At 70.8% G+C, this 12,643-nt stretch carries 15 protein-coding genes; 9 read left to right on the top strand and 6 right to left on the bottom strand.

The features are described from left to right. Positions 1-16: 16 nt before the first annotated feature. Together AB0B66_RS13490 and AB0B66_RS13485 are read right to left on the bottom strand one after the other, a co-directional pair. On the bottom strand, positions 17-946 hold the full coding sequence (locus AB0B66_RS13490; protein WP_360527868.1) for a hypothetical protein: 930 nt from the start codon (positions 944-946) through the stop codon (positions 17-19). 7 nt (positions 947-953) lie between these two features. Further along, the gene (locus AB0B66_RS13485) at positions 954-1,202 is read right to left on the bottom strand and encodes a helix-turn-helix transcriptional regulator (protein WP_203688363.1); all 249 of its coding nucleotides are present in this window, start codon (positions 1,200-1,202) and stop codon (positions 954-956) included. A gap of 172 nt (positions 1,203-1,374) precedes the next feature. On the opposite strand from AB0B66_RS13485, the gene AB0B66_RS13480 reads away from it, so the two are divergent. The 3 genes from AB0B66_RS13480 to AB0B66_RS13470 all read left to right on the top strand — a co-directional run bounded on the left by AB0B66_RS13480 (position 1,375) and on the right by AB0B66_RS13470 (position 3,766). Beyond that, positions 1,375-2,142 (top strand): hypothetical protein, encoded by a 768-nt coding sequence (locus AB0B66_RS13480; protein WP_360527865.1) that lies wholly within the window; start codon positions 1,375-1,377, stop codon positions 2,140-2,142. Between the two features lie 85 nt (positions 2,143-2,227). Then, positions 2,228-2,824, top strand: coding sequence for a hypothetical protein (locus tag AB0B66_RS13475; protein ID WP_360527862.1), 597 nt, complete (start codon positions 2,228-2,230; stop codon positions 2,822-2,824). A 48-nt stretch (positions 2,825-2,872) separates the two neighbouring features. Next, on the top strand, positions 2,873-3,766 hold the full coding sequence (locus AB0B66_RS13470; RefSeq protein WP_360527859.1) for a bifunctional helix-turn-helix transcriptional regulator/GNAT family N-acetyltransferase: 894 nt from the start codon (positions 2,873-2,875) through the stop codon (positions 3,764-3,766). A 1-nt stretch (position 3,767) separates the two neighbouring features. Here the strand turns inward: AB0B66_RS13470 and AB0B66_RS13465 are convergent, their stop codons facing one another. Both AB0B66_RS13465 and AB0B66_RS13460 read right to left on the bottom strand, forming a co-directional pair. Further along, positions 3,768-4,187 (bottom strand): cupin domain-containing protein, encoded by a 420-nt coding sequence (locus tag AB0B66_RS13465; RefSeq protein WP_360527856.1) that lies wholly within the window; start codon positions 4,185-4,187, stop codon positions 3,768-3,770. Between the two features lie 62 nt (positions 4,188-4,249). Beyond that, positions 4,250-4,954: a suppressor of fused domain protein gene (locus AB0B66_RS13460; protein ID WP_360527853.1), complete on the bottom strand. Its 705-nt coding sequence runs from the start codon at positions 4,952-4,954 to the stop codon at positions 4,250-4,252. Positions 4,955-5,128: 174 nt separating this feature from the next. Here AB0B66_RS13460 and AB0B66_RS13455 point away from each other — a divergent pair, with 174 nt between their 5' ends. From AB0B66_RS13455 to AB0B66_RS13445, 3 genes are read left to right on the top strand one after another with little or no spacing between them, the layout of a single operon-like run. Next, positions 5,129-6,325 (top strand): FAD-dependent oxidoreductase, encoded by a 1,197-nt coding sequence (locus AB0B66_RS13455; RefSeq protein WP_360527850.1) that lies wholly within the window; start codon positions 5,129-5,131, stop codon positions 6,323-6,325. Positions 6,326-6,337: 12 nt separating this feature from the next. Next, the gene (locus AB0B66_RS13450; protein ID WP_360527847.1) at positions 6,338-7,234 is read left to right on the top strand and encodes an RNA polymerase sigma-70 factor; all 897 of its coding nucleotides are present in this window, start codon (positions 6,338-6,340) and stop codon (positions 7,232-7,234) included. A 28-nt stretch (positions 7,235-7,262) separates the two neighbouring features. Next, positions 7,263-7,934 (top strand): uridylate kinase, encoded by a 672-nt coding sequence (locus tag AB0B66_RS13445; protein ID WP_360527844.1) that lies wholly within the window; start codon positions 7,263-7,265, stop codon positions 7,932-7,934. Positions 7,935-7,937: 3 nt separating this feature from the next. Here the strand turns inward: AB0B66_RS13445 and AB0B66_RS13440 are convergent, their stop codons facing one another. Further along, positions 7,938-8,558: an L-threonylcarbamoyladenylate synthase gene (locus AB0B66_RS13440; protein ID WP_360527841.1), complete on the bottom strand. Its 621-nt coding sequence runs from the start codon at positions 8,556-8,558 to the stop codon at positions 7,938-7,940. A gap of 118 nt (positions 8,559-8,676) precedes the next feature. On the opposite strand from AB0B66_RS13440, the gene AB0B66_RS13435 reads away from it, so the two are divergent. Continuing rightward, complete coding sequence (locus tag AB0B66_RS13435) at positions 8,677-9,591, top strand: lytic transglycosylase domain-containing protein (protein ID WP_360527837.1); 915 nt, start codon at positions 8,677-8,679, stop codon at positions 9,589-9,591. Here the strand turns inward: AB0B66_RS13435 and AB0B66_RS13430 are convergent, their stop codons facing one another. Next, entirely contained in the window at positions 9,592-11,166 is a 1,575-nt protein-coding gene (locus AB0B66_RS13430) for a phospholipid carrier-dependent glycosyltransferase (RefSeq protein ID WP_360527835.1), read from the bottom strand. A 156-nt stretch (positions 11,167-11,322) separates the two neighbouring features. Between AB0B66_RS13430 and AB0B66_RS13425 the strand changes: the two genes are divergently transcribed. Continuing rightward, complete coding sequence (locus AB0B66_RS13425; protein WP_360527832.1) at positions 11,323-11,838, top strand: hypothetical protein; 516 nt, start codon at positions 11,323-11,325, stop codon at positions 11,836-11,838. 151 nt (positions 11,839-11,989) lie between these two features. Then, positions 11,990-12,634, top strand: coding sequence for a class I SAM-dependent methyltransferase (locus tag AB0B66_RS13420; protein WP_360527830.1), 645 nt, complete (start codon positions 11,990-11,992; stop codon positions 12,632-12,634). Positions 12,635-12,643: the final 9 nt, after the last annotated feature.

Here is a 12,643-nt window from a genome sequence, read left to right as displayed (position 1 = left end):
GCCCACAAGTTGGTGTTCATTCGCGGCGGAGAGTAGCCCGCGTCCACTCGACGAGGTCCTCGAACCGATAGACCCAGCGCCGCCACAGGTACCACCGCAAGATCCGCGGCAGGTGGTGCCGCCACAACCACCAGGGCAGTTCGCGATGCGGTACGAAGCTCCACAGGTCGTCGTCGGCGGTGTTGCCGCGCGGCTGCCGCCGCAGCAGTTCCAGGCAGCGGGCGTCGGTGACGCCGTGCAACCGGCCGGTGTGCCCGAGTGACAGCACGGCCTGGCGGCACAGTTCACGGTCACCGGCTGCCATGGCGGCTTCGAGCACGTCGGCGATGCGCGGCAGGATCTGCCGGGCGTCGGGATGAGTCAGCGACAGCCCGATCACGGCCACCCCGAGCATCTCCTCGCCCCGCAACAGCGCCTCGTCGATCTCCTCCGGCCGGTCGGTGCCCATCAACGCGGAAGAGTCGTCCCAGTTCAAGCCCTCGCCGCTGCGGGCACGGGCGAGCAGGTAGGTCTCCCGGCCCTCGGCAATCCACGCGCTCCCGCAGCCGTCCGGATCGGCGGCCACCAGGGCGAGCCGGTCGTCGGCGTACGTGTCGGCGAGCACCCTCAGCATCCGGTCCCGCTCGCCGTCGGGCATGGTGAACGCCCAGCTGACGGCCGCGTACCACCAGAACTCGGGGTCGTCACCCCAGTCCGCGACGATGAGTCCGGCCAGCTCGTCGAACTCGGGCGAGCCCGCCTCCCAGTTGTCGAGCAGGACGAACTCTCCCGCTTCGCGCCGCAGGTCGCAGCGGCGCAGGAACACCAGGCGTTTAGCGCCCGCCGCGTCGATCCAGCCGTCGAGGTAGCCGGCGGCCACATCTCGCGGATTGACCGCGGCGATGAAGCAGATGTGGTCTGCGGGAATCGAGAACGGAGCCGAGCCGCGTGCCCGCTCGCCCGTCATTCAGTTCTCATACGGGCAGGGCGAGTTCCGCGGCCAGCGTATTGAGGTCGAGGTCGAGCACGTTGGCCAGGGCAGCGACGGTGAAGAACGCGGGTGTGGCGATGACGCCCTGCTCGATCTTGCGAAGCGTGTCGAGGGAGATGCCGGCCAGCAGGGCGACCTCGGCCGCGCTCCGATTGCCGCGGGCCTGCTGCAGCGTGCGGCCCAGGGCGAGCCCGCGCCGGCGCTCGTCCTCGGTCAATGGGGTACGCACCATGGCACTGATTCTAATCCTGGTATCGGAATACCAGGCAGCGGTGCATTGACGTCCCAAGTGATTTTGCGGTATGCCGTTCGTGCAGTACCTTGGCGCGAACAATTCTCACGGCCAGAGCCGACGCGCGCGACGGGGACGCACGCCGGCGGCGTCAGGCATGGAGGCCGCACGCATGACCACATATACCGTCACCATCACGCCTGACGACCCCGCACAGGCCGTCACGACGGTCCGGCTGGACCTCGACGGCGTGACGGCCACCGTCCGCGAGCTGCGCCTGTCCCCCGGCTCGGGCGGCAGCCTGGTGCCCGGCGACCTGCCCGTGCTCGACCTGAACCAGCTCGTCACCGCGGTGCTCGCGGCGACGACGGGGAGCACCCCGGCTGTCGCACCGGTCAAGCCGGCCCCGAGCACTGCGGCCGTGCCCGCGTCGGCCCCCGGCGAGCCGACGACGCAGGCCCCTGCTGCGGTCGAGTCCGTCGCTGCGAAGCCGAACGCTCGTAAGCGTGCCGTGGCCAAGGCTGCCCCGGCCACGCCCGGCACGGCGAAGACCGCTCCGGCGAAGGCCGCCGTCGTGAAGACCGCCAAGGCCGACGCGGGCAAGTCCGCCGCGCCCAAGGCCGGTGCGGCGAAGCCGGCCAAGGCGAGTGCGGCGAAGGCGGTGCGGGCCAAGCCATCCGCGCGCAGCGCCGCGGCAGCCGTACGGGACAAGAAGGCGTCCCCGGCGAAGGCGACCGCGAAGAAGGCGGCCTCGTCCACCCCGGACAGCGGCCGCCCGAGCGCGGGCAGCCGCAGCTACCGCAAGCTACCCGAGGACTTCGAGCAGGTGCTGCGCCAGGCCGGCGACAGCGCGAGCGTCATCGCCGACCACTACGACGTGCCCCGGCACACCGCGTACGGCTGGATCCGCACGGCCCGCAAGAAGGCCGCCACGGCCTGACCGGTTCACGGGCGACGGCGCCGGAAAAGGCGGTTCCGTCGCCCGGTCGGGCCGGTACAGTCGCGCCCGTGAGAACGAGCACCTGGTGACCGCCAGCCTGCCTTACGTCCATCAGGTGACGAAGTACGACCCGGCCGATCGCGACGAGCGCGGTTACTACGTCGGCGACGAAGACGTCCGCAGCGATCATCGGCCGGTCGAGGCCGCGTACCTGGCGGTGGCGGCCGCGTTCGCGAAGGACTCCGGGGTGACCGAGGTCGCGATCCGGGAGCCCGCAGTGGCCGGCGTCGTCAACTTCGGCGTCGAGCCGGCGGTGGTGCTGCTGGAGGAAGGCCACGTCCACAACGCGTCCCGCTGGCATCGGGTCACCGCCGTCGGCCTGGCCTCGATCCGCTCTGGGCTGGCCCCGCGAGCGCGGCTGTCGATCTGGCCCGACCTGTCCCCCGACGCCGGGGCGGCGCTCGCCGACCTGCCCGACGGGCTCACCGAGCTGGTCTGGAGTGATCAGCACGGGAAGATCCACAGCCGGTACGTGTACGCGGACGAGGACGATCCCATGGCGGTGGTGGGCGACTCCGACGGGGTGCTCGCCGTCTCCTGTTACGCCGACGAGCGCCGGCCGCTGCTGGCGGCCGTGCTCCCCGACGCAGACGGTGTGCTGCGCGCGCGATGGGCGGCCTGACGGCGGCCAGCCTGGCGTATGCCATATTGCTTGACTAAAGTCAGGTGTATGGGCCAGCACCTGGTGGACACCGTCCGCCGCTTCAACCGGACCGTCACGCAGCGCGTCGGCGCACTGGACGACGGCTATCTGACCCGCGACCGGCCGTTGGCGCAGGCACGCCTGCTCTGGGAGATCGGGCCCGCCGGAGCCGAGATCGCCGCCCTGCGCACCCGACTCGGCCTCGACGCCGGACATCTGAGCCGACTGCTGCGCACCCTTGAAGGCGACGGCCTGATCACGGTGACCTCCGCCCCGGGGGACGGCCGGGTGCGCGTCGCACGGCTGACCACCGCGGGCCGGACCGAGTGGGACGTGCTCGACCAGCTGTCGGACGAGCTGGCCTGGTCGATCCTGGAGCCCCTCAGCGACAGCCAGCGCACCCGCCTGGCCGCCGCGATGACCGAGGTCGAACGGCTGCTCATGGCCTCACTGGTGGAGCTGCGGGTCTGCCCTCCCGGTGAACCGGCCGCGCGGGCGTGCCTGCGGGCGTACGCGCGCGAGCTGGCGCAGCGGTTCGAGAGCGGCTTCGACCCGGGAGCCGGCGACGACGAGCTCGTGCCGCCCACCGGGCTGTTCCTGGTCGCGACGCTGTCGGGCGAACCGGTGGGCTGCGGCGGGCTGCGCCTGCTGCCCGGCGAGCCCGCCGAGATCAAGCGGGTGTGGGTGTCGCCGTCTGTACGCGGGCTCGGCCTGGGCCGACGGATCGTGCGCGAACTGGAGCGCCGGGCAGCGGACGCCGGGGCCGACCTGGTGCGGCTGGACACCAACGACAGCCTCACCGAGGCGATCCAGCTCTACCGCAGCTCGGGCTACCACGAGATCCCCGCCTACAACGACAACCCGTACGCCCGGCACTGGTTCGCCAAGCCGCTGAGCAGCGACGACGCCGCGGGACGGTGACTCAGGTCCGGCGCGGATCGTCGCGTGGGTCCACGTACTCCAGGGAGATCGGACCGGTCGCGGTCACCTGGGTCACGTATTCGCCGGACTTCGCCCAGTGGAAGTGGGCGGTTCCGCCGGGCAGCACGATGACGGCTCCCGGCGGATAGGCCTGGAGCTTGGTCTCGTCGAACACTTCACCTCGGCCGATGTAGAAGACGCCGGAGATGACCGTGTAGACGCGGTCCTCGTGATGCCGGTGCGGCATCAGCCTCTCCCCTGCGGGCAGCCTGACCCGGACCACGTATGGTCCTGGTTCCGGCGGCCTGCCCACCATCACGGCCAAGCGGGCCGCGGGCGGGAATCCGGGAAACGGCTGCCAGTCGATGTCCTCCTGCAGAACCGACCTGAAGACGTCCTGGTCAACATAGTGGGTGGTCATCCTTCCTCCCTGCCGATGGAAGAACTTACGCAAACCACTCCGAAAGTGGAGCCTACCGGTCTTCACACGCTGCTGGGGCGGGCCGGGTCGAACACCTCGCTCACGTCGATCCGGCTGAAGGCGTCGAGCAGCGCGTCGGTGCCGCCGGTGACCTTGAGGTCCATCTCAGCCGGGTGCAGCGGCACCAGCGCCAGCAGCGAGATCTCCTTGCCGCTCGTGGTCACGATGGTGTTCGCCTCCTCCGCACAGCGGATCATCGGCGCGATCAGCACCCCGGCGAAAGGAGTGCCGGCCGAGTACGGCTCGGCCGGGTGCCCGTTGGGGATGGAGTGCCACGGCCCGAGCCAGGTGCGGTACTCGTGCGGCAGCCGCGCCGCCATCTTCAGCAGCCTGACCGGCCAGTACGCGGCCTCGTCACGGAAGGCTTCGCCGGTCATCGGCCAGTCGGCGGGCAACGAGATCATCAACTCGGCGTACCGGCTGTAGCCCTCGGGCGCGGCCATCGGCAGTTCGCTCATACCCGAGGTGATCAGGGTGTAAAAGGGACGGTCCGGAGTCGGCTCGACCACGTGCACATCCACGTGCACCAGGTCGGAGACCATCTCGTGCCACACGTACGCGATGGGGCCGAAGTGGGCCTCGATGTGGCGGTCGATCGCCTCAGCGGTCTCCTGGTCACCACCGACGGCAGGCTCCCACTGCTGCTCGCGCGGCGCGTGGCGAAGGATTCCGGAGCCCACCGGGGCCCGCCCGTCCGAAGTCGTCATGCGGCAGAGCGTAAGACCCATGATCGGCTTTGTCATGCCGCCCCGGTGACACCGTGCATCCAGCCTGATCCGAGGCCCATCCGTCGCTCAGCGAGTGATCTGACTCACCGAACGTCACAAACCGCCGGACGCGCGGTGTCTTGAGGCCGCACCTTGGAGACGAAGGAGAACCCCATGGCCAGGAACACCGAGGTCGTCGTGATCGGCGGCGGATACGCGGGCGTGATGGCGGCCAACCGCCTGACCAAGCGCGAGGGCGTGACAGTGACCCTGATCAACCCACGTGCCCAGTTCGTCGAGCGCATCCGCCTGCATCAGCTCGTCGGCGGGTCGGACGACGCGCTCGTCGACTACCAGCGGATCCTGGCGCGCGGCGTCCGGTTCGTGGTCGACACCGTGACTCTGATCGACGCGCCGGGCCGCCGCGTGACCACGGCGAGCGGCGGCATCCTCGCCTACGACTACCTGATCTACGCCGTGGGCAGCGGCAGCGGCGAACCGAGCGTGCCCGGCGCGGCCGAGCACGCCTACCCGATCTCCACCCTGGAGGACGCGCTGCGGCTGCGGCCGGTCGTCGACGCCGCGCCGGCAACGGCCGCGCTGACGGTGGTGGGCGGCGGGTCGACCGGCATCGAGACCGCCTCCGAGCTGGCGGAGCAGGGCCGCAAGGTCACGCTCGTATGCGGCAGGACACTCGGGGCCTACCTGCACCCGCACGCCCGGCGCGCGGTCGCCGAGCGGCTCGCCGAGCTCGGTGTCACGGTGCTGGAAGGCGGCGGCACGACGGTGACCGCGGTGACGCGGGACGCGGTCCGGCTCGCCGACCGTCGTGAGCTGCCCAGTGCGGTGACCATCTGGACCGCGGGATTCGCCGTCCCCGACCTGGCCGCCCGCAGCGGGCTGAGCACGGACGCGCTGGGGCGCCTGCTCACCGACGAGACGCTCACCAGCGTGGACGACCCACGGATCGTCGCGGCCGGGGACTCGGCGGCGCCGTCGGACCTGCCGGTGCGGATGAGCTGCCAGTCCGCGATGCAGATCGGCCCGCAGGCCGGCGAGACGGTGCTGGCCCGGATCGCCGGCAAGCGGCCCGCCGACTTCAACGTCGGGTTCTTCGGCCAGTGCATCAGCCTGGGCCGCCGCGCGGGAATCGTCCAGTACGCCCGGCGCGACGACTCCGTGACGAAGGCGTTCCTGCTGAACGGGCGGCCGTTGGCGATGCTCAAGGAGGGCGTGTGCAAGAGCACCGTCTGGCAGCTGTCGCAGGAGGCACGCCACCCCGGCATGCTCAACCTGTGGTTCAAGGACCGGGCTCGCCGCAAGTCGCTGCCCGCCAGGGCCGGCGAGGCCGCACCCGGCCGGACGGCCTGAGGAGGACGCCTGATGAGCGAGCATGCCGGCGACCCGGCCACCGAGGCTTTCGTCGCCCACCGGAACCTGCTGTTCACCGTCGCCTACGAGATCCTCGGGTCGGCGGCCGACGCGGAGGACGTGCTGCAGGAGACCTGGCTGCGCTGGGTCAAGGTCGATCTGGATCAGGTACGCGACCAGCGCGCCTACCTGATCCGGATCACCACCCGGCAGTCGCTCAACCGGCTGCGCACCCTGCAGCGGCGCCGGGAGGCCTACGTCGGCCCGTGGCTGCCCGAGCCGCTGCTCACCGCACCCGACACGGCCGAGGACGTCGAGCTGGCCGAGAGCGTGTCGATGGCGTTGATGCTCGTCCTGGAGACCCTCACGCCGACCGAGCGTGCCGTGTTCGTGCTGCGCGAGGCGTTCGACGTCGACTACGACGAGATCGCCGCGGCCGTCGACAAGAGCCCGGCGGCCGTGCGCCAGATCGCGCACCGCGCGCGGCAGCACGTCGACGCCCGCCGCCCCCGCGCGGTGGTCTCCCCCGGCGAGCGGCGGGCCGCGCTGGAGGCGTTCCAGCACGCGGTCGAGACCAGTGATCTGCAGGCCCTGCTCGGTGTGCTCGCGCCGGATGTCGTCGTGGTCAGTGACGGCGGCGGTCGCAAGCTGGCCGCGCTGCAGCCGGTCGTCGGAGCCGACAAGGCCGTCCGACTGTTCGTCGGGAGCATGCAGAAGGTGGGCGGCACGCTCACCACCGAACCGGCCGTGGTCAACGGCAACCCGGCGCTGCTGTTCCGCCTCGACGGCGAGCTCGACGGCGTCGCCGCGCTGCGGATCGAGGATGGCCTCGTCACCGGCATCTACTACGTCCGCAACCCGGAGAAGCTGTCCCGCGTCGAGTCCGAAACCCCGCTGACCCTGCGCTGAGCAGCCCCGCCGCAGTAGGGTCGTTGCCATGTCGCCGACGCGTGCCGAGGTGCTCACCGCGCTCGCGGACGCGCTGTTCGAACGTGGGGAACCACATTGTCTGCGGGTGGCGATCGACGGGCCGGACGCGGCGGGCAAGACGACCCTGGCCGATGATCTCGCCGCCCTGATCGGTCCGCGACGGCAGGTGATCCGGCTGGGCATCGACCGGTTCCACCACCCGGAGGCGGTCCGGAGACGGCGCGGACCGCTGTCGCCGGAGGGCTTCTACCTCGATTCGTTCGATCACGAGGCGATCGTCGACGGGGTGCTGCGGCCGCTCGGACCGGACGGGGACGGCCGGTACCGGCCTGCGGTGTTCGACTACCGGTGCGACCAGGCCGTGAACGTCGCACCGCAGCAGGCGGCCGCCGGTGCCGTGCTGCTGTTCGACGGCGTGTTCCTGCTGCGGCCCGAGTTGCGCGACTTCTGGGACATGTCGGTCTACCTGCACGCCGATCCCGAGGTGGCGTTGACGCGGGCGCGCGTGCGGGACCTGCCGGTCTTCGGCTCGGTCGAGGCCGTCGAGGAGCGTTACCGGTGCCGCTACCTGCCCGGTCAGGAGTTGTACCGGGCAGAGGCGGACCCGCTGCGGCGGGCGGACGTCGTGCTGGACACGAACGATCCCACCGCGCCGGTGATCATGCGGTGGAGCGGGTAGCCGTCACTCGAAGCGGCTGGGGTCACCGGCGCCCACGCGCAGGATCTCCGGTTCGCCTTCGGAGAAGTCGACGACGGTGGTGGGTTCGGTGCCGCAGTCGCCGGAGTCGATGACCGCGTCGATCTGGTGGTCGAGGCGCTCCTTGATCTCCCAGCCCTGGGTCATCGGCTCGGTGTCGCCGGGCAGCAGCAGGGTGCTGGAGACCAGCGGCTCTCCGAGTTCGGCCAGCAGGGCCTGGGCCACCGGGTGGTCGGGGATGCGTACGCCGACGGTGTGCTTCTTGGGGTGCAGCATGCGGCGCGGCACCTCGCGCAGCGCGGGAAGGATGAACGTGTAGCTTCCCGGGGTCGACGCCTTGATCAGCCGGAACACCGAGTTGTCTATCTTCACGAACTGGCCGAGCTGGGCGAAGTCGCGGCACACCAGCGTGAAGTGGTGCCGTTCGTCGAGCTTGCGGATGTCGCGGATGCGGTCGAGCCCGTTCTTGTCGCCCAGCTTGCAGCCGAAGGCGAAGCACGAGTCGGTCGGGTAGGCGATCAGCCCGCCCTCACGCACGATGTCGACGACCTGGCGGATGGAGCGGGCCTGCGGGTTGTCCGGGTGCACGTCGAAATACCTGGCCACACGCTGAGCGTAGTCCTCCGCGGGCGAGCGCGCTCGGGGCACGCGCTGGCGCGGGCACCCGCCCCACCACCGGTTGCGCTACGCTCGGCCGCCTTGGGATCCCTGGGGAGGAGAACCAATGCGCTTCACGCGTACGCATGCCGTCGTCGGCACCTTCACCGTCGTCGCCGCAGTGCTGGCCACCGCGGTGGTGGTGCTGAACCGCGGCGACGATCCGGGTGCCGCCGCCGAGCCGCGGCCCAGCGTGGTGTTCGAGACCGGTGACCCGTCCGAGCTGGACGAGTCGCCGGATGCCTCGCCGAGCCCGTCGCCGTCGCCGTCGGTCAAGCCGTCGCCGTCGAAGTCTCCCAAGCCGAAGCCCAAGCCCAAGCCGAGCCCGACGAAGGTGACCCTGCCCGGCGCACCGCCGCCCGCGCCGAAACCGTCGTCACCGCCGCCGGGCTGCAAGCCGACCTACCAGGGCACGAACGCGCCCAAGGCCGACGTCGAGGCGGCGCTGGAGGCCGCAGCCGCCCGCAAGTTCTGGACCGTCTCGCAGGTCACCCTGCCGGCGAAGCTGATCAAAGCGGTAGCGGAGCAGGAGAGCGGCTGGCAGTCGGCCATCATCGCCTGCGACGGCGGCATCGGCACCATGCAGGTGATGCCGAGCACCGCGACGTGGCTCAACGACGATTCCCCGTTCACCCTCGATGAGAACGTGAACACGCTCCGAGGCAACACGATGCTCGGCTCGGCGTACCTGCAGTGGCTGATCCGGTACTTCGCGATGAAGTACGGCATCGGCTGCGAGGAGCCGGACCCGGCGGTGTCGCCGGCCCCGGCCTGCACGCCGGACTACACGCTGCGCGAGGACGACTGCCGCCGCGACCCGAACGTCGCCGACAGCAAGGAGTGGTGCCTGCTCAACGCGGTCATCGCGGCGTACAACTTCGGGCAGGGCGCCGTCGACAAGGAGATCAACGACGGCGACGAGGTGTGGTACCCGAACCCGCAGTACGTGCTCAACGTCCGGGCGCTGATGGAGAAGTACTGATCAGATCCACAGGTTGCCGAGCAGGATGCGCCGGCTCCAGTCCTCGTACGGCAGCGAACCGCCCGTGTACAGCGGGTGGTAGTACGCGAACACGACCGCGACCAGCAGCACGAACGTTCCGGCCATGACCGCGCCGAACAGCTGCCGGTCCGGGTTCGGCGGCCGGCCCGGCGGCGGGGTCATAGCCGCGCCCAGCACGAACACCACGGCCAGGATCAGGAACGGCTCGGCCGGCAGGGCGTAGAAGTAGAACATCGTGCGGGCCGGGAAGAAGAACCACGGCACCAGCGCCGCGGCGGTCATCGCCAGCACGGCCCCGGCCCGCCAGTCGCGGCGGGCGATGCCGAACCAGATCGCGGCCAGCAGCGCGGGAATGAACGCCCACCACAGCAGCGGTGTGCCGAGCAGCAGCACGTCGGCGTTGCACTTGTCGGCACCGCACAGCGGGGCGTCGCTGCGGTAGAACAGCACGGGGCGGCCCAGCAGCAGCCACTGGATCGGGGCCCACTCGCCCACCGACTGGTAGCTGTGCGCCTCGGTGATCGCCTGGTGCGACCCGTACGCGAGCTCGTGGTACTGCGCCAGGTTGCGCAGCGCGCCCCAGAACGGCGGCTCGTCCTGGCCGCTGTCGCGCAGCCAGTGCCGGGCGTAGCCGCCGTCGGTGGACAGCCAGCCCGCCCAGCTCGCCAGGTACACACCCGCGGTCAGCGGCAGCCCGGCCAGAATCCAGCCGGTCTCGTCGAGGATCGTGTCGCGGATCGGGTGGCGCACCCCTGCGCTGCGCCGCGCGCCGACCTCCCACCACAGCACCAGCAGCACGAACACCGGCGCGAACGCCAGCGCCGACCATTTCACGGCGAGCGCGCATCCGAACAGCACCGCCGCGGCCAGCCGCCACCAGGGCACCGCCCTCGGCGGGCGGCTGGACCGCCCCTTGGCCGTCGGATCGCCGCCACCGGCCACGAAGCGCAGCCAGCGGGCGCGGCGCTGGTCGCGGTCGAGCACCAGCGCGCCGAACGCGGCCAGGACGAAGAACATCAGGAAGATGTCGAGCATCGCGACCCGGGACAGCACGAAGTGCATGCCGTCGAAGGCCATCAGCAGGCCGGCGGCGCAGCCGAGGACGACCGAGCCGAACATCCGCATCGCGATGCGGGTGAGCATCAGCACCGAGATCGTGCCGAACACGGCGGCGGAGATGCGCCAGCCGAGTTCGTTGTAGCCGAAGACCTGCTCACCGAGCCCGATGATCCATTTGCCGAGCGGAGGGTGCACGACGTAGCCGGTCGTGTTCTCCTTCTCGTTCCACTCGAAGCCCTTCTCCCACAGCCAATGGGCATCGGTGGCGTAGTACGTCTCGTCGAACATCTTGCCGGGCGGGCTGGCCAGGTTGTTCAGGCGCAGCAGGCCCGCCAGCAAGGTGACGAACAGCGCCGCCGGCCAGGCGTACGGGTCCAGCGCCAGCGGCGACAGCCGGCGTCGCACGACGTCGGGAATCCCGGCGGCCGGCTCGGACGGCGGGGCGGGTTCGGCGAGCGCCTGGCGGGGGCGCGGCACGCGGGCCGTCTGCGTCATGCGGCGCATCGTATCCGCCCCACCGGCAAACGGATCACCGCCCGGACCCGGATCGTGCGTTCCGCTCGCTCGCGGGTCCGCCCGGCGGTCCTGTTTGTCGCCCTGCCTACCACTGCCGGGGCGCTTAGTCTTTGAGCCGGCGGAGAGGCGGGCGATGTGCTGTTTGACCTGATAAGCGACCTGCAGGTGCACGACCGGGAGGACGGCGGCGCCATCGTCAGCAGGTCGCCCGACACCGCCGGTGCCACAGGCGTCGCCGGGCGGGTGCCGATCGAATCGGAGACCGGCGAATTCCTGTCCGGCATTTGGAAGTTCAGCTTCGTCATCCTGGCCGTCGGTGCGGTCGCGTGTGCCGGTGGAGGTCGCCTGATCCAGACCGGTGACCTGGTGCTCGGCATCGCCGTCATCACCGTCGGCCTGCTCGTCACGGTCATGGCGGCTCCTGGCTTCGTGGTTCGGCGGCTGGCCCACCGGAACTCCCGTTACCTGGTGCTCGCCCCCGAGCCCGCCGGGCGGTTCCGGAAGGCCGTCGAGGACGAGCGGGCCGTGTTCGGCCCGGAGACGACGGCGGAGCAGACGGCGGCCGCGGCCGACCGACTCTGGGCGCTGGCCCTCGACCTGGCACAGCCGGCCCGTTCCGACGAGGCGGAGCCGCCCACACAGACCGATTGACCGCCGACCTCGAACCCGGCACCCCATACCCTGACCTGCACCACCATCCTCCACCGCACCTGAAAAGCAAGGAAGGGCACCTTTTTAACGGACGTCGGTGTAGAAGGTGCCCTTCCTTCGTTTCGGGGTGGGGTGCTTAGGGTGGGCGGTTATGACTGAGCCTTCGTTCCTCCACGACACCCGTGACGCGTACGACACCATCGCCGTCGCCTACGACGAGCAGTTCAAGGAGGAGCTGGCGGGCATCCCGATCGAGCGGGCGATGATGGCCGCCTACGCCGATCTCGTGCTGGCCGGTGGCGGCGGTCCGACCCTGGACGTCGGCTGCGGCACCGGACCCGGCACGGCGCATCTGGCAGGACTGGGCCTGGAGGTGCGCGGCATCGATCTGTCCCCCGGCATGCTCGCCCTGGCCCGCGGCCGGTTCCCGAAGCTGCGCTTCGACGAGGGCACCATGACGGCCCTGGACGTCGCCGACGGCTCGCTCGCCGGGATCAGCTCGCAGTATTCCGTGATCCACATTCCGGACGACGAGCTGCCCGCGGTGCTCGCCGGATTCCGGCGCGCGCTCGCCGACGGCGGTCACCTGCTGCTGATCTTCCAGAACCTCGACGAGCAGCGCCTGCGCACCGAGGCGTTCGGGCACACGTTCACGCTGAACTACCACTTCCGGCCGGTCGAGCGCATGGCGCGGTTCGTCACCGAGGCCGGCTTCGACGTGTTCGCGCAGGCCAGCCGCAAGGCGCAGCCCGGCGAGCAGACGCCGCGCGGCATGCTGCTGGCACGGGCCTGCTAGCGTCGCGCG

The organism is Catellatospora sp. NPDC049111 (genome assembly GCF_040648615.1).
GTDB classification, from domain to species: Bacteria; Actinomycetota; Actinomycetes; order Mycobacteriales; family Micromonosporaceae; genus Catellatospora; species Catellatospora aurea.
Note: the sequence above shows the minus strand (reverse complement) of the source record. Positions and strands in the feature narration are given on the sequence as shown.